This window comes from Myxococcales bacterium, assembly GCA_016712525.1.
GTDB lineage: Bacteria > Myxococcota_A > Polyangia > Polyangiales > Polyangiaceae > JAAFHV01.
On the sequence record JADJQX010000007.1, the window covers coordinates 2,173,446 to 2,190,723 of the forward strand.

General features: G+C 68.3%; 13 protein-coding genes. 2 read left to right on the forward strand and 11 right to left on the reverse strand.

What is annotated here, in order from left to right; translation table 11 throughout:
- Positions 1 to 160 precede the first annotated feature (160 nt).
- The 4 genes from IPK71_26260 to IPK71_26275 form a co-directional block, all read right to left on the reverse strand.
- A complete protein-coding gene (locus IPK71_26260) occupies positions 161 to 2,116 on the reverse strand; it encodes a 2-hydroxyglutaryl-CoA dehydratase (GenBank protein MBK8217244.1) in 1,956 nt (651 codons plus the stop codon).
- Complete coding sequence (locus IPK71_26265) at positions 2,113 to 5,787, reverse strand: CoA activase (protein MBK8217245.1); 3,675 nt, start codon at positions 5,785 to 5,787, stop codon at positions 2,113 to 2,115. The genes IPK71_26260 and IPK71_26265 overlap by 4 nt, the downstream gene beginning before the upstream one ends.
- Positions 5,788 to 6,125: 338 nt before the next feature.
- Positions 6,126 to 6,758 carry a 1-acyl-sn-glycerol-3-phosphate acyltransferase gene (locus IPK71_26270; protein MBK8217246.1) on the reverse strand — a complete coding sequence of 211 codons (633 nt, stop codon included), beginning with the start codon at positions 6,756 to 6,758 and terminating at the stop codon, positions 6,126 to 6,128.
- 100 nt (positions 6,759 to 6,858) lie between these two features.
- Positions 6,859 to 8,319 carry an alkaline phosphatase family protein gene (locus IPK71_26275; protein ID MBK8217247.1) on the reverse strand — a complete coding sequence of 487 codons (1,461 nt, stop codon included), beginning with the start codon at positions 8,317 to 8,319 and terminating at the stop codon, positions 6,859 to 6,861.
- Between the two features lie 146 nt (positions 8,320 to 8,465).
- Here IPK71_26275 and IPK71_26280 point away from each other — a divergent pair, with 146 nt between their 5' ends.
- Positions 8,466 to 9,068, forward strand: coding sequence for a TetR/AcrR family transcriptional regulator (locus tag IPK71_26280; GenBank protein MBK8217248.1), 603 nt, complete (start codon positions 8,466 to 8,468; stop codon positions 9,066 to 9,068).
- 153 nt (positions 9,069 to 9,221) lie between these two features.
- The gene (locus IPK71_26285) at positions 9,222 to 10,229 is read left to right on the forward strand and encodes a hypothetical protein (protein ID MBK8217249.1); all 1,008 of its coding nucleotides are present in this window, start codon (positions 9,222 to 9,224) and stop codon (positions 10,227 to 10,229) included.
- 131 nt (positions 10,230 to 10,360) lie between these two features.
- Here IPK71_26285 and IPK71_26290 read toward each other — a convergent pair whose 3' ends face one another.
- From IPK71_26290 to IPK71_26320, 7 genes are all read right to left on the reverse strand, one after another.
- The gene (locus IPK71_26290; protein MBK8217250.1) at positions 10,361 to 12,139 is read right to left on the reverse strand and encodes an AMP-binding protein; all 1,779 of its coding nucleotides are present in this window, start codon (positions 12,137 to 12,139) and stop codon (positions 10,361 to 10,363) included.
- Positions 12,140 to 12,189: 50 nt separating this feature from the next.
- Complete coding sequence (locus IPK71_26295) at positions 12,190 to 12,798, reverse strand: hypothetical protein (GenBank protein MBK8217251.1); 609 nt, start codon at positions 12,796 to 12,798, stop codon at positions 12,190 to 12,192.
- Between the two features lie 144 nt (positions 12,799 to 12,942).
- Complete coding sequence (locus IPK71_26300; GenBank protein MBK8217252.1) at positions 12,943 to 13,908, reverse strand: M50 family metallopeptidase; 966 nt, start codon at positions 13,906 to 13,908, stop codon at positions 12,943 to 12,945.
- Positions 13,909 to 14,044: 136 nt separating this feature from the next.
- Entirely contained in the window at positions 14,045 to 14,878 is an 834-nt protein-coding gene (locus IPK71_26305; GenBank protein MBK8217253.1) for an SDR family oxidoreductase, read from the reverse strand.
- Positions 14,875 to 15,573, reverse strand: coding sequence for a hypothetical protein (locus tag IPK71_26310; protein MBK8217254.1), 699 nt, complete (start codon positions 15,571 to 15,573; stop codon positions 14,875 to 14,877). Before IPK71_26310 ends, IPK71_26305 begins: the two co-directional genes overlap by 4 nt.
- A gap of 6 nt (positions 15,574 to 15,579) precedes the next feature.
- Positions 15,580 to 16,467 carry a YkgJ family cysteine cluster protein gene (locus IPK71_26315; GenBank protein MBK8217255.1) on the reverse strand — a complete coding sequence of 296 codons (888 nt, stop codon included), beginning with the start codon at positions 16,465 to 16,467 and terminating at the stop codon, positions 15,580 to 15,582.
- A gap of 70 nt (positions 16,468 to 16,537) precedes the next feature.
- Positions 16,538 to 17,236 (reverse strand): dienelactone hydrolase family protein, encoded by a 699-nt coding sequence (locus IPK71_26320; GenBank protein MBK8217256.1) that lies wholly within the window; start codon positions 17,234 to 17,236, stop codon positions 16,538 to 16,540.
- Positions 17,237 to 17,278 lie beyond the last annotated feature (42 nt).

A 17,278-nucleotide genomic window follows, 5' to 3' on the forward strand; every position in this document is an offset into this window, starting at 1 on the left:
TCCTGAAGCGGCGATGAACGAACGATAAGCCATCGGGGCCTCGCGCTGGAACGACGGGCGACGGGTGTTGCCCGTGCGGCACCAAAGAAAAACGCACCTTGGACGACCAAGGTGCGTTTCGCCTACATGGGGGTTGCCGCAGGGGCACGGGCCCCGTTCGTCACTCTTCGGCGGCGGCGTCGAGCGTGGGCTCGGGGGCTCGTTTGGCCTTCTTCGCGGCGCGGATCTCGGAGAGCAGCACCACGTCCTCTTTGAGCTTGCGGGCCGTCTCGGGCGCCTCGGCGACGGCCGAGCGAATCATCTTCGCCAAGGCACCGGGCGCAGTCCGGGCGAACGAGACCGTGGCCGACGCGAACGAGGAGGCACGCGCCCGGAGGCGCTCGGCGCGGGTCTTCGTGATGTACGGGGCCACCTCGGCGACGAGATCGGCGGCGTTGCCGGCGTACACGTGGGGGGCCTTGTGGAGCGCGTTCGCGAAGCGCGGGTTCGCCTCGAGGAACGCCTCGACCTCTTCGAGAGACACGCCGTTCTCTTCGAGCGCGCGCTCGTACTCGGCCTGGGCGGCCTGCTTCGCCTTGAAGAGGTACATCTGCACGCGCGAGTAGAAGTTCACGCGCCCGTCGCCAGACGTCTCGACCGGGCAGTAGATGCTCCCGGGGTAGCGCTCCGTGATGGCCGACTGCACGCCGTCGGACACGCCGGCGCTCGGCATGCAGCCGAAGGGCTTCACGCTGAGGGTCATGTGGGCCTTCTTCTGCGTGACGTTCAAGATGAGCTTGCCGACCTCCATGTGGCCCTCGCCGCCGCGGAGATCGTTGTTGTAGTGCTCGTGCGCCACGTCGGCGATGAGGTCCATGTCGGGCAGCTTGTACCCGTAGAGGCCCATCGTGTGCGCGAAGGTCTGGAAGAGCACGCGGACGGCCTTGTCGGCCACGCTGAGCAGGAGGAGCTTCTGCCCGATGCCGAACCCGTCGAGACCGCCGAGGCCGTACTTCGAGTGGTCCATGCCGCGGAGATCCTTGCGGTCCGCGGTGTCGTGACGAGCTTCCCAGATCGTATAAAGGATCCACGCGGCGACGAGCTGGATGTCGGCCTCGGCCCCCTCTTGCTCGAGGAAGCGCTGGAGCTGGTAGTTGCCGTCACCCTCGGTGGTCATGGCCCAGAACTCGCCGATGATCGACACCTTCGGCTTCGGCATGGTGCGCTTCACCTTCACGGCGGCGAGGATCGGCTTGCACCGCCACACGGCCGTCAAAATGGGCGTCCTGTGCTCGAGGGCTTCGTAGAGGATCTTCTTGCACTCTTCGAGCGCGCGGTCCGTGTCGCCCGCGTTCACCTCGTACGGGCGGAGGCGGTAGCCGATGGCGTTCACCACGTCGCCCGTGAAGAGGGCCTTCACGAGGGCCCAGAAGAACTTCGGAGTCAGCTCGAGGCCCGAGGCCTCGCCCGTCGCCTGCTTGAGGCCGCCGGTCTGCTGGAAGAGCACCACGCGGAAGCCGTCGAAGCCGGCGTCACGGAGCGCCTTGCGGTACTCGGTGACGTACATCCCGAAGCGGCACGGGCCGCATGCGCCGGCCGTGAGGAACACGAACTTCTTGACGATTTCCTCGGAGGTCAGGCCGTGTTTGTCACGCAGCGTAACCAGGTGTTGAACGAGGTTACCGACGGTGAAGTACGTGGGGTTGCACTGGCCACGATTGCCGAACTCTTTCCCCATTTGGAAGGCCGACTGGTCGGGCACGTTCAACATCTGGACGTTGTAGCCGATGCCCTTGAAGGCCCCCTCGACGAGGTAGTCGTGCGCGAGGGTGAGCCCGCCGATGAGGAGGGTGATCTCCGCCTTCTCCGACTTGGTGAACGTGAGGTTCGCCATGTCCTCGACCCAGTGCTGCACCGACTCGTCCAAGCCGAGGCGCTTGCGCTCTTCGGCCTCGAAGCGCGCGAGCTCGGCCTCGATGTCGAGGTCCTGTCCCGCCACCTTGAGCCGCTTCTTCGTCGCTGCCGTGTCCGTCACGTGTTGACCCATGTCGATTCTCCCGTTGTCGTCGCAAGAGATCCCGTTCGTCGGGTAAAGCTCGGGCTCGGCGCCGCCCGTGGCGCCGACCTTGGAAATCACTCTTCGGCGTCGGCCGTCGCCTCGTGCGGTTTCGGCCGCTTCTCCACCTTCTCGGCCTTGGGGCCGCCGACCCGGACGATGCCGTCCTTCGTCTTCTTTCCGAGGCGGATGACACCCTCCTCGGGCTCGGGGGCGCGCTTCGGGGCCTCGTAGGCGCGCACGCGCTCGCGGATGCTCTCGAGCTGAGCGAGGAAGGCCTCGTCCTTGATCTGTCGGTCCGCGAGCTGCTTCGCCTTGAGCTCCAAGAGCTCGAGCCGCTTCTCGTCGAGCCGGTGCTCGAGCTCGCGCCGCCGATTCCCCGCGTCCTGGAGGCGCTCCTCGTGGAGCTTCAGGGCGTGCGCGTAGGTCTTCACGCGGATCTTGATGCTGCCGCTCGGTTTGTTCGCGTCGATGTCGTGCAGGGCCGCGTAGGGCGTCTTGCTCGTGCCGATGATGTCGTCGATGAGCGCGTAGGTGGGCGCGTCGTGGCCGCACTTGAAGCTCGAGAGGTCGAGCACGACGACGTTCGGGTGGTGGGCGGCGAAGCTCGCGGCCCACACCTTCTGAGCGCTGTTCACCGAGTAGTTCTCGGGCCACACGTGGTTCAGCTCGAGCGGCGTCGAGATCGTGCCCGCCGCGAGGTCCTCCGCGTAGAACCGGTCGAGATACTCACGTGTCTTAGGAATCGAGCGAATGGACAGGACCGGGTAACCGAGCACCTGGAACTCGTCGGGGATGCCGTGGTTCAGCCCGGGGTCCGAGTGGTACGGGCGGCCGATCATGAGGATCGCGACGCGGTCCTCGGCCTCGACGGTCTCGAGGATGGCGCGCCCCTTGTCCTGCACGTCGTTCTCGAAGATGGTGAGCGCCTTCCACGCCTCGCGCGCGGCGTGGTCACTCTCGTCCTCGGTGATGCCGAGCCGCTTCTCGAACGTCTCGAAGAGGCGGCGCGCCATGAGGTTCGGCTCCTCGAACGACAGCGCCGGATCGAGGTACTCGATGCCGCGTGTCGCGAAGAAGTCGACCTCCTTCGTGAAGGCGGCCTTCATCACGTCGGGCGCGCCGGCCACGATCGGACAGCACGCGTTGTCCATCGTGTCGGCGACGAAGTTCGACACGTGCGTGAGGATCGGGAAAAAGACGTAGGAGAGCTTCTTCTTCTCGGTGTGGTGGTGGAAGAGCAGGTTGTGGATGTGCGCCTGCGACACCTTGGAGGGGTAACAGGGGTCGATGCTGCCGTACTTGCCGCCCTCGACCCAGAGCTCCTCGGTGGTCTCGTCCGAGAAGACGACGTTCTGCTTCGGGATGCCGAGCGCCTCGAAGTACGTGCGCAAGAACGGCGCGACCGAGTACACGTTGAGAACGCGCGGAATACCGATTCGGATCTTTCGGCGCGCGGCCCACGCCTCTTTGCTCGAGCGCCGGAACGGGCGGGTCACCTCGACGCGGCGCTGACCCAAGAGGCCATTGCGGACCTCGATGTCCTTGATGGGCGAGCCCTCTTCCGGCATCGGCGCCGGGTTGTAGAAGTGCATGAAGGCCCGCTTCGCCTCGTAGTCGACGAGGTTCGGGAACTCTTGGGCGATCTTCTTGCGCTCGGCCACGAGCGAGAGCATCGCTTCTTTGGACTCGACGGTGCCCTTCTCGCACGAGAACCCGGCGATGTAGCGGCTCGTGCGCCCGTCCGGCGTCTTCGTGTCGATGAAGGTTCGTTTGCACTCGTTCGGGCAGAAGTGGCAGACGGTCTCTTCGTCGTTCTTGGTCGTGTAGTCGAGCTCGATGGCCTCGTCCAAACCGATGAACGAGCTTTTCCCCTTACGTTTCACGACACGCAAGGTCTCCATCGCGGCGCCGATCGCGCCGGCCTCGCCCGTGTGCGGGTGCACGAACACCTCGGCGCTGGGCACACGCTCTTTGATGTAGTCGACCTGGGCCTTGACCGCCGCGAGGTTGTACTGCGTGCCACCCTGGAGCACGTATTTCGTCCCGAGCGCGGCGAGGCGCGGGATCTGGACGACGTACTGCCAGACGTTCTTCGGGAGGACCTGAGCGAGCCCCGCGAGCATCTCTTCTTTGGAGAAGCCCTCTTTTTGGAAGTTCACGCGATCGGTGTCGAGGAAGACGGCGCAGCCGTAGCTGAACTTCGGCGCGAGCTCGGCCTGGAAGGCCACGTCGGCGAACTCGGTCACCTTGACGCCGAAGGAGTCTGCGGTCGCCTGGAGCAACATGCCATTGCCGGCCGAGCAGCTGTTCGACAGGCGGAAGTTCGAGATGTCCCCGTTCTTCATGAAGAGGACTTTGATGTCCTGTCCGCCGATGTCGCAGATGACGTCCACGTCGCCGAAGAAGTGCACGGCGCTCATCATGTGGGCGACGGTCTCGACCACGTTCACGTCGCTCTTCACGCACTCCTCGAGCACGTCGGCCGCGTAGCCGGTCGCGCCGAAGCCCTTCACCGAGAGCGTCGCGCCCTGGTCGGTCACGTACTTCTTGAGCTGAGCGAGCAGCTCCTTCGTGTCTTGGATGGGGTTGCCCTTCGAGAGCTGGTACCCCTTCGCCAAGATCTTGCCCGACTCGTAGTCGACGAGGACGGCCTTCGACGAGGTCGAGCCGCCATCGAGGCCGATCACGGCCTCCACCGTCTGACCGGGCGAGAACGTCGCGCCCTCGAACTTCGGGATCTTGTAGAGCTCACGGAACTCGCGGAGCTCGGCCTCGGTCTTGGAGAGCGGGGGGCCGGCGCTCTCGCCGAGGCGCGCCTTTCGGCCCGTGGTGATGTACTGCGAGAGGCCCTCGAGCCCGCGCAGCACACCCACGTGATCGGCCTCGTGCAGGCCGTACATCACCGCGCCGAACGCCGCGTAGTACTGCGCGTTCTGAGGCACGAAGATGAGCTCCTCGACGGGCACGTCCTTCGGGTACTCGAACCCGCGCTCGTCCCACACCTGCGGGATGCGGAGGCGCCAGCAGTCTTGGAGGAACGGGAGGTAGGTGTTCGGACCACCCAGGAGCAGGACGCGAGGCTTCAGGGTGCCGCCGCGCGTGAGCACCGAGAGGTTCTGCATGACGATCGCGTCGGCGAGCGAGCAGAGGACCTCGGTCGAGGGGATGCCGCTCTTGATCAGGTTGACGATGTCGGTCTCGGCGAAGACGCCGCACTTGGCCGCCACATGATGGAGCTTCGAGTCGTCGAAGCGGAGCGTCGTGACGAGCTCGGGCGGCGCGTTCACCTTGATGAAACACTTGTCGATCGTCGCGCCCGTACCGGACGCACACTTGTCGTTCATCGACGCCGTCGCCGTCTTCTCGCCGGTCGACTCGTCGGTCTTGAACATGATGATCTTGGCGTCTTGGCCGCCGAGCTCGATCACGGAGCCCACGTCCGGGTGGAGGTGCTCCACGGCGAGAGTGACCGCGTTCACCTCTTGGACGAACTTGCCGCCCGTGGGCTCGCACAGCGGCGCCGCGCCCGACCCCGTCAGGAACATCTTCCACCCGTCGATGGGGTGGTTCGGGAACGCGCGGAGGATCTCTTCGAGCATCGAGAGCACGTACTCGGGCTGCTTCGTGTGGTGCCGCTGGTAGTCGCTCCAGAGGATCTCGCGGTTCGCCGGGTTGACGACCACGGCCTTCACCGTCGTCGAGCCCACGTCCATGCCGATCGCGAGAGTTTTCCCGGTGCTCGTGCCCATGCGTTCTTCCTCCACGCGCTACGACCGACGAGGCCGTGCGGTTCTTCCAAGCACTAGACTGACGTGTCAGTTCGTGGCCGACGCCACTAGACTGACGTGTCAGTCGCCCAAGGGATAGCCTGGAAATCTCGAGGGGAAAAGGTTTCTTGAGGGCACGTAAGGTCGACCGGCGTCGAATGACGCGTGATGTGACACGCAGCCCGTGCGTTCGGCTCGGGCGGGAGCGCGCCACCCGTGCGTGGCGCAGGCGGACCACGGTGGCCGGAAGGCGCAAAAACGACGAAGCGCGGCACCGACCCGAGCCGGACCGCGCTTCGAGAGAGTGGACGTGACGCCGCCTACGCGGTGCCCCACCGCGGGCTCTGACCGAAGAGGCCAGGGCCCAACGTGGGCTCGGTGCCGAGGGACACGTCGCCCACGAGCTCGGGGTGCTTGGGCGTCACGTTCTTGTAGAATGCACGGATCTTGCGCATGTCGCTGTGGATGTCGCCCGTGGGGAAGAAGAGCTCCCCGAGGCCGGCGCGCTTCCGCGCGTAGTCGAGGTAGCCGAGCACGATGGGCACGTCGGCGCCTTGGGCCATGTGGTAAAAACCGGTCTTCCAGCGATCGGCTTTGCCGCGGGTGCCCTCGGGCGCCAAGACGAGGTGGAGCGACTCACGCTCGTTCATGAGGTCGACCACGTGCCCGACCACGTCGGACCGCTTCGCGCGATCGACCGGAATGCCTCCGAGCCAGCGCATCACCGCGCCGCGCAGCCGCCCGCGGAAGAGGCTCTCTTTGCCGAGCCACGACATCTCGAGGCCGAGCACGGCGCCCGTCGCCAGGGTGAACGGAAAGTCCCACGCGGAGGTGTGCGGGGCGGCCACGACCACGGCCTTCTTCACCGCGGGAGGGCCGCCTTCGACCTTCCATCCGAACGCCGCGAGCCACGCACGACCGAGCCAATACCCCACTCCACGACGCACCGTCATACGGTGCATTCTGAGCCGCACACGTCGCCGGGACTGTCATGCCTCGGTCATACGCGACGCGCCCGTGCGCCGCTCGGAGCGATCCGCCTCGGCTTCGCGACTACTCGACGCGCACCGCGCCGACGCGGACCGCCTCGTCGAGGAAGGCCTGGTAGCGCACCTTCGCGGAGCGGCGATCCACGATGGCCCAGTCCGGGATGGTCCCGTCGGCCACCATGCGCTCGAGGTCCGGCTGGCTCGACACCCCGATGCCCGTCGGCACGCGCCCGACGGTCACCTTGGGCGGGTTCGGGGGCGGCGGCTGCGGGTTCTTGTAGAACGCCGGGTCGATGCACGACGAGAGGTCGCGCGTCTGGGCCATGCGCTGGTTCAGCGGCGTCACCCCGAAGCGCGTCTTCACGGTGGAGAGCACCGACACGTGCTCGAGCACGCCCTTCTCGACGTGGCCGCGGCGCACCGTGGGGCCGATGACGAACGCGGGCACACGAATGCCGAGCTGCTGGAACTCGGCGAGCTGGTCGACCGTCTTCGGCGGCGGGACGTGATCGAAGAAGCCGCCATGCTCGTCGTACGTGATGACGAAGAGGACGCGCTTCCACTGCGGGCTCTCGGCGAGCGCCTTGTACACGCTGGCGACGAACGCCTGCCCCTGCCGAATGTCGTGCGACGGGTGATCGTCGTTCGAGGTGAAGTCGGGGTCGATGATGCTGAAGTTCGGCAAGGTCCCGTTGCGGCAGTCGGCGAAAAACTCCGACATTTGCTTCACGGGATTCAGCGACAAAAGCTTCCCGACGAAGCCGCCCGTGTACCAAGCGACGACGCTCGCCGTGTAGTTCTTGTACGACTTCCCGGCGGAGCGGAGCTTCTCCCAGATCGTGTCGGGGCCGCCGGTGACGAAGGGCGTGTTGCCCTTCTTGCCGTCGCTCGTCGCCGCGTGGAGGTAGTAGCGGTTCGGCCAGGTGGGGCCGAGCACCGAGGCGAACCAGTTGTCGCAGACGGTGAAGTTGTCGGCGAGCCAGTAGTAGAACGGGATCTGGGAGCGGTCGTGGAAGCCCATGACCTCACGCTCGCTCCGTCCCGCGTGCTCCTTCACGAAGCCGTCGTTTTTGCCGTTGTTCCACTGCGCGTGGACCGCCTCGAAGCTGTGGGGCGGATCCTCGGGGGTGAAGTTGTCCATCTTGAAGACGGGCACGTTCACGCCGCTCGCCGTCGCGTTCGACTCGGTCCCCGAGAGGCCCTCGACCGTCGCCTTGTTCACGTAGGTGGCGTCGCTCTTGAGGGCACCGAGGAAGTGATCGAAGCTCCGGTTCTCCATCATGAGCACGACGATCGCGTCGACCGTCGAGAGCAGCTCCTCGGGCGAGATCTGCGGCTCCTTCGCGTCGGGCTTGGACGCGTCGGCCGGGCCGGCGTCGGCGGGCTGCGGGGGCGTCGTCGTCGTGGGCGTCGGCGTGGGTGCCGGCGGCGTGGGCTCGGGCACGGTCTCGGGTGCAGAGCCGCAGGCCGCGGCGAGGAGACCACCCATTCCGAGGAGCACACGACGGCGGGAGAGAGCGCGCATGGGGCCACTATCCACTGCTTTGCCGGCCGCGCAAGCACGATAGGGCACGCGATGCGCCTCGCCGACCTATCCCACGAGGTCGTACCTTGGCGCCAAGGCCCGCATCGACGAGAGACAACCGCGCTCGGACCAGGTATGAGGGCCGCGTGGCTCATCCGATGGACAAGGCCGAGCGCAGGGCTCAAATCCTGACGCACGCGCGCGACGTGTTCGCGAAGCGCGGCTACCACGCGGCCAAGATCGACGACATCGTCGCGGCGGCGGGCATCGCGCGCGGCACGTTCTACCTCTACTTCGAGGACAAGCGCGCCGTCTTCGAGGAGATCGTGGACGGGGCCTTCGCGAGGCTCGGGCGCGCGTTCGTCCGCGTCGACCCGGACCACGCCCAGAACAGCGTCGCCTTCCAGGTCACGGAGAACATCCGCGGCATCGTCGCGACCCTGCTCGAGGACCGCGCGACGACCAAGATCCTGCTCTCGGACGCGGTCGGCCTCGACCCCGACCTCGACAAGAAGCTCCTCCGCTTCTACGAGGCCCTCGCGACCATCCTCGAAGAGGCCTACCGCGACGGGCAGGCCCTCGGCGTCGTCGCGCCGGGCGACGTGCGCATCTACGCGGTGCTCACGCTCGGCGCCATGAAAGAGCTCTTTTACCAGGTGGTCATGCGAGGGCTCGACTTCCCCGAGGCCCGCATCGTCGACGAGATGTACGCGTTTTTGTGCCGCGGGGTCCTTCGCGTCGACGGGTGACCGCCCTCGAAGGGGTGGACGTGGCGAGGTTCGGGTGGACGCGCACCCGGGCCCTCCGCGGGCGCGTCGAGGACGATATTTGCCGTTCTTTTGCCTCTTTTTGGATGGCACGGCGCTCGCACTTCCCGCCTCGTCCCCTCGGAAGGAGCCCTCATGAACCGTCTCGCCATCGTCGCTGCGCTCGTCACCGTCTCGGCTACCGGTCTCGCCGGCTGCACCTCCGAGACGACGCCCCCGGAGCCCGATCAGGACGAGGTCGCCGAGATCCAAGCGGCCCTCGCGCGGGACGGTGGCCTCGGCACGGGCGACGAGGCCCCCGATTTCGCCGATCCCGACGTGTCGGGCCTCGCGGACTTCGAAGAGCGCTTCGCCGACCCCGCGGGTGCGCTCCCGGCGCCTCCTGCGGCCGCGCGCACGTTCCGGCTCATGCTCGTCTGGGGGCACCTCCCGAAGGCCCAAGACGCGGCCGAGGCGCAGACCATCCCGCAGAAGATCGATTGGTCGGGCACGGTGTCGGTGGACGCCGGCGTCGTCGGTGTCTCGCGGACGCTCAAGTTCGACGACAAAGACGCGGTCGCGACCCGCACCGATCCGAAGGTCGTGTCCTTCACGTCGCGCACGTACCCCGCGGTCGATGGGCTCTTGCTCCGCATCGCCGTGCCGCAGAACGCCATGACGCTGCACGTGCGCACGAACGCGCTCACGACGGACATCGATCTCTCGACGCTCGCGCGGGACGCTGGCGGTGTGGCGCCGCTCGGCGACGGGCGCAACGGGCTCGCGTGGATCGGCTACCCGGACGCGCCCGGGTGTACGAACGGCTTCGTGCTCGGCCACTGGTCGAAGCTCGCGCCCGGCGTAGGCAAGCTGAAGGCCTCCGTCCTCGACGACTCGGGCCAGCGCATCGGGCGCGCGAAGGGCATCTGGGGCTACGCGAAGGCCAAGGACAAGAATGTCTTCTTCGGTAAGTTCATCGCCAACGAGGGCGCCCACCGCGGCCTCTTCGGGGGCACCTACGGGGACGGCGCGCTCCAGGGCGCGTGGGGAAATCGCCAGACCAACGAGGGCGGCGGCCTCCGGGGCTTCTACAGCGACGGCTACGACAAGACCGACGCGAAGGGCGTGTGGGTGGGCCGCTACACCGAGCCCTGCGCGCGCTGAGAGCCACCTCCTACGAACGACGACGCCCCGCGGAGGAGACCTCCGTGGGGCGCACCGTTTTCGAAGCGAAACACGCGCGAGGCCCAAAGACCAAAGGTCGCCGGACCTCTTCCTACCCGAGGCGCTCGCGCTCAGTCGGCGCCGGCGTAGAGCGCCTCGATCTCGCCTTTGTACTTCTCGTTCACGACCTTGCGTTTGATCTTCATCGTGGGCGTGAGCTCGCCGCCCTCGATCGAGAAGTCGTGCGGTAAGATGGCGAATTTCTTGATGGTTTGGACGCGCGCGAGGGAAGCGTTCACCGTCGCGATCTGGCGCTCGAGGTGCGCGAAGAACACCGGGTCCTTGGCCGCCGTGGGCACGTCGCGCGCGGAGCTCCCGCACTCTTCGCACTCGCGCGCGATGCGCTCGGGATCGAGCGTGACGAGCGCCGCGAGGAACTTCTGGCGGTCGCCGATCACCACGGCCTGACCCACGACGGGGAGCGCCTTGAGCGCCCCCTCGATGACCTGCGGGGCGATGTTCTCTCCGCCCGCGGTGATGAGCAGATCCTTCTTGCGGTCCGTGATCTGCACGTACCCCTCGCGGTCGACCGTGCCGATGTCCCCCGAGTGGAGCCACCCGTCGGCGTCGATGGCGTTCGCGGTCGCCTCCGCGTCGTGGAGGTAGCCCTTGAACACGTGCCGACCCCGGTAACAAATCTCGCCGTCGGCGGCGATCTTGAGCTCGGTGCCGGGCACCACGCGGCCCGCCTTGCCGGTGCGGTACGCGTCGGGCGCCGAGAACGACGCGGGCCCCGTGCACTCGCTCATGCCGTACACCTCGAGCAGAGGGATGCCGAGGCTCAAGAAGAACTCGAGCGTGTCCTTCGAGATCGGCGCGGCCCCCGTGACGGCCACGCGGAGTCGGTCCATGCCGAGGCGCTCCCGCACCGTGTCGAACACGAGCTTCTTCGCGACCGGGTACCAGAAGGGGCGCTTCTCGCCGCGTTGATCGGCGTACCCGGACGCGAGACCGATCCCGCGCGCCCACGCGGCGAGCTTCTTCCGCGCGGGCGGGGCGTTCGCGCCGGCGGCGACCATCTTGGCTTGCATCTTCTCCCAGACCCGGGGCACCCCGAGGAAGAACGTGGGGCGGACCTCCTTCAGGTTCTCGCCGAGGGCCTCGAGGCTCTCGCCGAAGTACACGGTCGAGCCCATGCGCATCGGCCCGTGCACCGTCAGCATCTGCTCGGCCACGTGGCTCAGCGGGAGGTAGCTGAGGCTCACGTCGTCCGAGCCGAACCGAAGCGTCTCGACGAGGGTGTTCGCGGTCCACGTGCAGTTGTCGTGCGACAGCATGACGGCCTTCGGGTCGCCCGTGGTGCCCGAGGTGTAGATGAGCGTGCAGACGTCGTCGGGAGACTGCTCCTCCATGCGAGCGGAGAGCGCGGCGTCGGTCACCGTGTCGCCCTTGGCGAGGAACTCGTCCCACGAGAGCACGCCCTCGGAGGTGGGCGGCTCGTTCATCTGCACGATGGCCACGAGCTTCGGCAGCTCGGAGCGCACCTCGAGGAACTTCTTCGACTGCGCGTCGTTCTCGGTGAAGGCGACCCGCGCCCCGGAGTGGGCCGCGATGTACCGGCACTGAGCCGGGCTGTTCGTCGTGTAGATGCCCGCGGGCACGCCCCCGGCGAAGATGGCGCCGACGTTCGCCGTGACCCACTCGGGTGAGTTGAAGCCGATGAGCACGACCGACTCGCCCTTCTCGAGGCCGAGGGCCATGAGCGCACGCGCCGCGCGTCGCACGTTCGCGAGGTACCCTTCCCAGCTCGTCGCGCGCCACGCGCCGCCACGTTTGACCTTGAGGGCGGTACGCGCCCCATGCCGCTTGACCGTCTCGGCGAGCACCTCGAACACACGCTTTTTGACCATGCCCGACAGCCTATGGGAGCGGCTCGGCACGACAAGCCGAAATGCCGGCCTCAGGTGTACGCTTCGAGCGCACGCGCGACCGCGACGAGGCGCGCCATGGCCGAACGCACCGCGTCAATCTCGGGATCGTACTGGCCGGCGCGGCGAAGCTCGTCCTCGACCTCGGCGACGAGGTCGTCGAAGTGGAGGCCCTTCGCCAGCTCCACGCGCAGCGTGAGGTCCTTCGGGAGCTCGTGGGTGACCCCGGGACCGAGCGCGCGCGCGTTCTCGCCGATGGCCTCGAGCGTGGCGTGCGCCCAGGCTACGACCCCTCGCAGGTAGTCGACGAACGCGCTCCCGTCCCGGAAGAGCCGAGGAGCCGACGCCGACGCGCCGAGGACTTGGAGGAGGCCGTCGCGGACGTGCGCGAGAGCTTGCGCGCGGCCCTTCAGGGCACGCACGGCGGCACCCGAGCGCCCGTTGAACGCGAACCGCACCCCTTCGAGCCCCTGCACGAGCGCGCGGGTCTCGCGTTCGAGCTGCGCGGCGAGCGCACGGCTCTCGGCGGCGCGGCTCTCGGCGCTCCTCGCACGAACACCCGACTCCTCCTCGCCGAGCTCACGCGACGAGGCCGCGCTCGGCACGAGGAGATCTTCGGGGCGTGAGGTGCGGGAGGTCATGAGGCGCGTTCCTCGGACGTATACGGGGTCGCCCTAAGATTCTTCCTCAATCCTTCGGGCGTGCACGCCTTGCTTCCCCTTTTCCTTCGCGGGGTTGCGAAATTCCAGTACTAACGGAACGACCGCTGCGCCGCCCGCGAGCGCTCAGGCCGGCACTCCGCCCTCTTCGACCAAACGGAGCTGCCGGATGCGGCGGGCGTCCTCGGCTCGGCCGAGCTCTTCGGCCGTGCGTTCGAACTTGCCGAGGTCCTCGGCCCCGATGACGGGCGAGAACCGCTCGAGGATCGCCATGACGTGGCCCCACTGCCCCTCGAGCATACGGGCGTAGGCGAGGACGCGGATGGCCGTGACCTTGAGCTCGTCCGACGAGGTCTGGAGGAGGATCGGCTCCGCGATGCGGATGGCGGTCGCGCCGTCTTGGCGCTCGAGCGCCGCGTAGGCCTCGGCCATGGCGGCCGCGAGCGGGACCTCGTCGACCTCGGCCTTTCGGCCGGCCCGGAGCGCCTGGAAATTGCGGACGGCGTAGAGGAGGGCGAGGATCCCTCCGAAGAGGACCCCGGAGTAGAGCGCGAACGCGCCCACGGCGACACCGACGCCGATCGAGACGAAGCGCGCCGCCGCCTCGCCTCTCTTGGGCGACACGATGACGAAGAGCGACGCCATGATGTTGCCGCCGTCGAGCGGGAGGATCGGGAGGAGGTTCAAGATGCCCCACCCGAGGTTCACGAAGATGACCCCGTCGAGCAGGGCGGCCTGCATGGGGCTGAGGGAGAGCTTGGGAGCGAGGAGAAGGAGCGGGAGGCCGACCGCGATGCCCACGAGGGGGCCCGCGAGGCTCACCACGATTTGTTTGGCCGGAGAGATCCGTTTGCCGGCGATCCACGTCGTCAACCCGCCCATGCCGTGGAGCTGGATCGCCGGAGAGAGGCCGAAGAGGCGCCCTGCGTACGCGTGGCCGAGCTCGTGCATCAGCACACCGACGAACGCCGCGACGATCCAACCGACGACGAGGCCGGGATTTCGCAGGTTTCCGGCGCTGAAGAGCAGCATCGTCAAGAAGAACGAGCCGTGCACCTGGACGGGGATTTTGCCGAAGCGGAACGTGAGCACGGTGCCAATGTGGGCGTGCGGGGGCGAGAAGTAAAGGCACGGGCCTGACGAACGCGAAAGAAACGAGCCTCCCTCGGAGCCCGACGCCCCGTCCCAGGCTCTCTCCCTCCCAGGGCGTCGCGGCTTCCGCTCGCGCTCAGGGCGAAGCGCGCTTCGCGACCTCTTTCTCCCGGAGGAGGCGCGCGCCGAACGCCGTGTACGCGCGCACGAGCCAGCGCGGCGTCCACGCCGAGAGCGAGAGGAGCACGCTCATGACGAAGCCGGGCAGCACGATGGCCCGACCGCGCGCGAAGCCCGAGAACGCGGACCGCGCGCAGTGGGCCGCCGAGATCTCGATGAAGCCCGGCACCTTCATGCCCGTGAAATTGCCTGCGGTCTCTTCGAACTCGGTGGCGACCGGGCCTGGGCACACCTGCGTCACGGTCACACCGGTGCCCGAGAGATCGCACCGCAGGGCCTCGGAGAAACCCGTGACGAAATGTTTCGAGCCGACGTAGGCCGCGAAGCCCGGCATCAAGGTGAGGCCCGCCCCCGAGCTCACGTTGAGGATGCCCCCACGACCGCGCTCGACCATGCCACGCACGCACGCGTGGGTCAGCGCGACCAGGCTCGTCACGTTGAGATCGATCATCGCGCGGAGCCGCCCGAGGTCCGCTTTGTCGAACATGCCCATCACGCCGATCCCGGCGTTGTTCACGAGCACGTCGGTGTGGACGCCGTCCTGCTCGAGGCGCGCGACCAGCGCGGTCGCCTCGTCGGGCACACCGAGATCACACGGCTCCACGCGGACGACGAGCGAGGGGTGCGCGCCTTCGAGCTCGGCCTTCAGCGCGGCGAGGCGGTCCTTCCGGCGCGCCACGAGGACGAGCACCTTGGCGCGCGCGGCGAAGAGCTTCGCGAGCTCGAGGCCGATGCCCGACGACGCACCCGTGAGGAGAACGGTGGCGCCGTCGATCGGGGGGCGGCTCATAGGCCCTCCGCGCAGGAGTAGAGGCTGCAACCCGTCATGCACGTCTTGAAGCGCGCGCGTGCTGCGGGCACGAGCGCCGAGACGTACCTCGAGCACACGTCGAGGGAGAGCGAAGGGCACGAGCGTTGGAGCGCGCGGCACTCGGCGTCGGCCGAAGGGTCGGGGCACGAGGCTTTCATGGCTCGGTCTCCACAGGCGTAGATGGCGCACGGATCGCACGACGGGGGCAGCCGGGCGATGCAGTCGGCGGCAGCCTTGGCGACTTTGGGCTTGAGGGCCTTGGAGAGCGAGGCGCACTTGGTCGCACCGAACCCTACCTTGGCGCATCCGCTGCACACGACCGCGACGGGGGTCGCGTCGTTGCAGGCGCCCTGCGGCCGAGCGACGTTGCGGGTGTCGACCTCGCCGCACGTGTCGGGCATGTCGTCGTCGGGCTCGTCGTCGCCCTCGTCGGTGGGCGCGGGAGGAACCTCACCGCGGGGAAGGCCCGACGACGCGGCCCTCGCGACCTTGGGCACCGCGCGCGACGGGGCGAGAGGCTGCTTCGGGATCGCGACGGGCGCGCCATCGACGGCACCACCGGGGCCGCACGCGGCGACGACGACGGTCGCGGCCGTGGCCGTGGCCGTAACGCGGCTCTTCGCGACGAGGGCGCGCGTGAGCTCGAGGAACCGTGAGCGGTCGACGGGGCGCACGTGGCCTCAGCGCTTCTTGGAGAGGGCCTTGCGGCGGTTGCGGTCGCGGCGCTTGGCGTCGGGATCGACACGGATCGCGGCCTTCTCGGTGTCGCGCATGCGGCCCCCGCGGAAGTCGTCGGCGAGGCGATCGATCAAGTCGCCGTACGCGATGGCGCCCTCGTCGCTGAGGCGCGTGTGGGAGAAGACCGGGCGGCCCTCGAGCCACGCCGCCGCGGCCCCGGGTTCGGCGAGGGCGGTCCGCAGCGCATTCACGAGCTCGTACGGCCCGGTCTCGCGGTCCCGCAGGCGCGAGGCGAGCATGAGCCCGAAGCCGGCGGCGTGCGTGGCTTGGAACAGGATAGGGTTCGAGGGGAGCACGGGGCTCGCGAGGCCCGCGTCGTGCGCCTCGGCGCAGCGGGCCGCGTCGCACGAGTTGTAGGCGCGGCACGCCACGGGGCGGGCTTCGTAGACGGTGCACGCGCCGGTGGCCTCGTCGAGGAGAGGGCACGGCACCTTTTCTTCGGCGCGCGCGTCGATGTCGAGGTCCTTCACGCGGGCGAAGGTGGCCTCGACGCGGGCGACGACCTCGGCGAGCTCGTCGGGCGTGCGTGTGGCACGGAGGTGCTCGGCGAGGTGGATCGCCTCGGGCGCGGACACGAGCACCGGAGTGCCCCGGCAGCAATACGAGCAGCCGCTCGTGCACGCGATGGGGAGCCTCCGGACGGCCTCGACCTGCGACGTGAGCGTGCGGGCCATCTCTCCCGCGAACGCGTGGAGCTCGGACACGACCTGGGTGACACCGGCGGGGCCGGGGTGCTCGTCGAACAGCTCGAGCGCGGCACGAGCCGAGCCCTCGACGAGCGGTCGAACGAAAGGGTCTTGGGTGTCGAAGGACACCTGGCGCTCGGTCATGGTCGAATCCTACGTGGGAACGTGAAAGAGGCGGGCAAGAGCGCACAAAAGGCTTTCATTTCATACACTTCTAGACACCATCCACGCCGGACACCCGGCGAACGAACGCCGCCACATGGCGCCCGATCCGAAGCTCGACCGGCTCGGCGTCCGCGGCCCGCCCGCGTTTCGGTGTCGCGAACCCATGATCCGCGCCGGGCACGGCCTCGAGCGACCACCGCGAGCCTTCGGGATCGAGCCCGCGGAGCACCTCGGCGATGACGTCGCTGCCCCCGAACGCGTCGCGCTCGCCCTGGACGACGAGCGCTGGCCCCGGCACCTTCGCGAGCACGGCCTCGCGGGGAGCGCGCTCGGCAGGGCGCCCGGGCGGACAGAGCGGGTACCCGAGCGCCACGTACGCGACGAGCTCCGGCTCGGCGGCCCGCACGAGCGCCGCGACACGCGCGCCCATCGACTTTCCACCGACCGAGACCGCGCCGCCCATGCGCTCGCGCACGTCCTCGAGCACGGCCGTGTACGTGGTGAGGAGCGCGGGCATGCGATCGGGGAGCTTCTTGCCCGCAGCCATGTATGCGAAGTCGAAGGTGACCACGTGCACGCCGGCGTCGGCCACGGCCGAGCTCACCGCGACGAGGAACGGATGGGCCTGGGACGCGCCGGCGCCGGGAGCGAGCACGAGCGTGGCTCCGCCGCCGTGGTCCGAGAGGTAGACCCTCGTGGGGATGGGTCCCGAGGGGGTGCGCACGTCGCGTGCGTCGAGGGTGGCCATGGCGCGACGATGCCACACTCGAAGCCCCGGCGAGACCTCGTC

Coding starts and splice junctions, on each gene's coding strand:
- IPK71_26270 (MBK8217246.1), bottom strand. CDS start 6,758: ATGACGGTGCGTCGTGGAGTGGGGTATTGGCTCGGTCGTGCGTGGCTC.
- IPK71_26315 (MBK8217255.1), bottom strand. CDS start 16,467: ATGACCGAGCGCCAGGTGTCCTTCGACACCCAAGACCCTTTCGTTCGA.
- IPK71_26305 (MBK8217253.1), bottom strand. CDS start 14,878: ATGAGCCGCCCCCCGATCGACGGCGCCACCGTTCTCCTCACGGGTGCG.
- IPK71_26275 (MBK8217247.1), bottom strand. CDS start 8,319: ATGCGCGCTCTCTCCCGCCGTCGTGTGCTCCTCGGAATGGGTGGTCTC.
- IPK71_26290 (MBK8217250.1), bottom strand. CDS start 12,139: ATGGTCAAAAAGCGTGTGTTCGAGGTGCTCGCCGAGACGGTCAAGCGG.
- IPK71_26295 (MBK8217251.1), bottom strand. CDS start 12,798: ATGACCTCCCGCACCTCACGCCCCGAAGATCTCCTCGTGCCGAGCGCG.
- IPK71_26285 (MBK8217249.1), top strand. CDS start 9,222: ATGAACCGTCTCGCCATCGTCGCTGCGCTCGTCACCGTCTCGGCTACC.
- IPK71_26265 (MBK8217245.1), bottom strand. CDS start 5,787: ATGGGCACGAGCACCGGGAAAACTCTCGCGATCGGCATGGACGTGGGC.
- IPK71_26320 (MBK8217256.1), bottom strand. CDS start 17,236: ATGGCCACCCTCGACGCACGCGACGTGCGCACCCCCTCGGGACCCATC.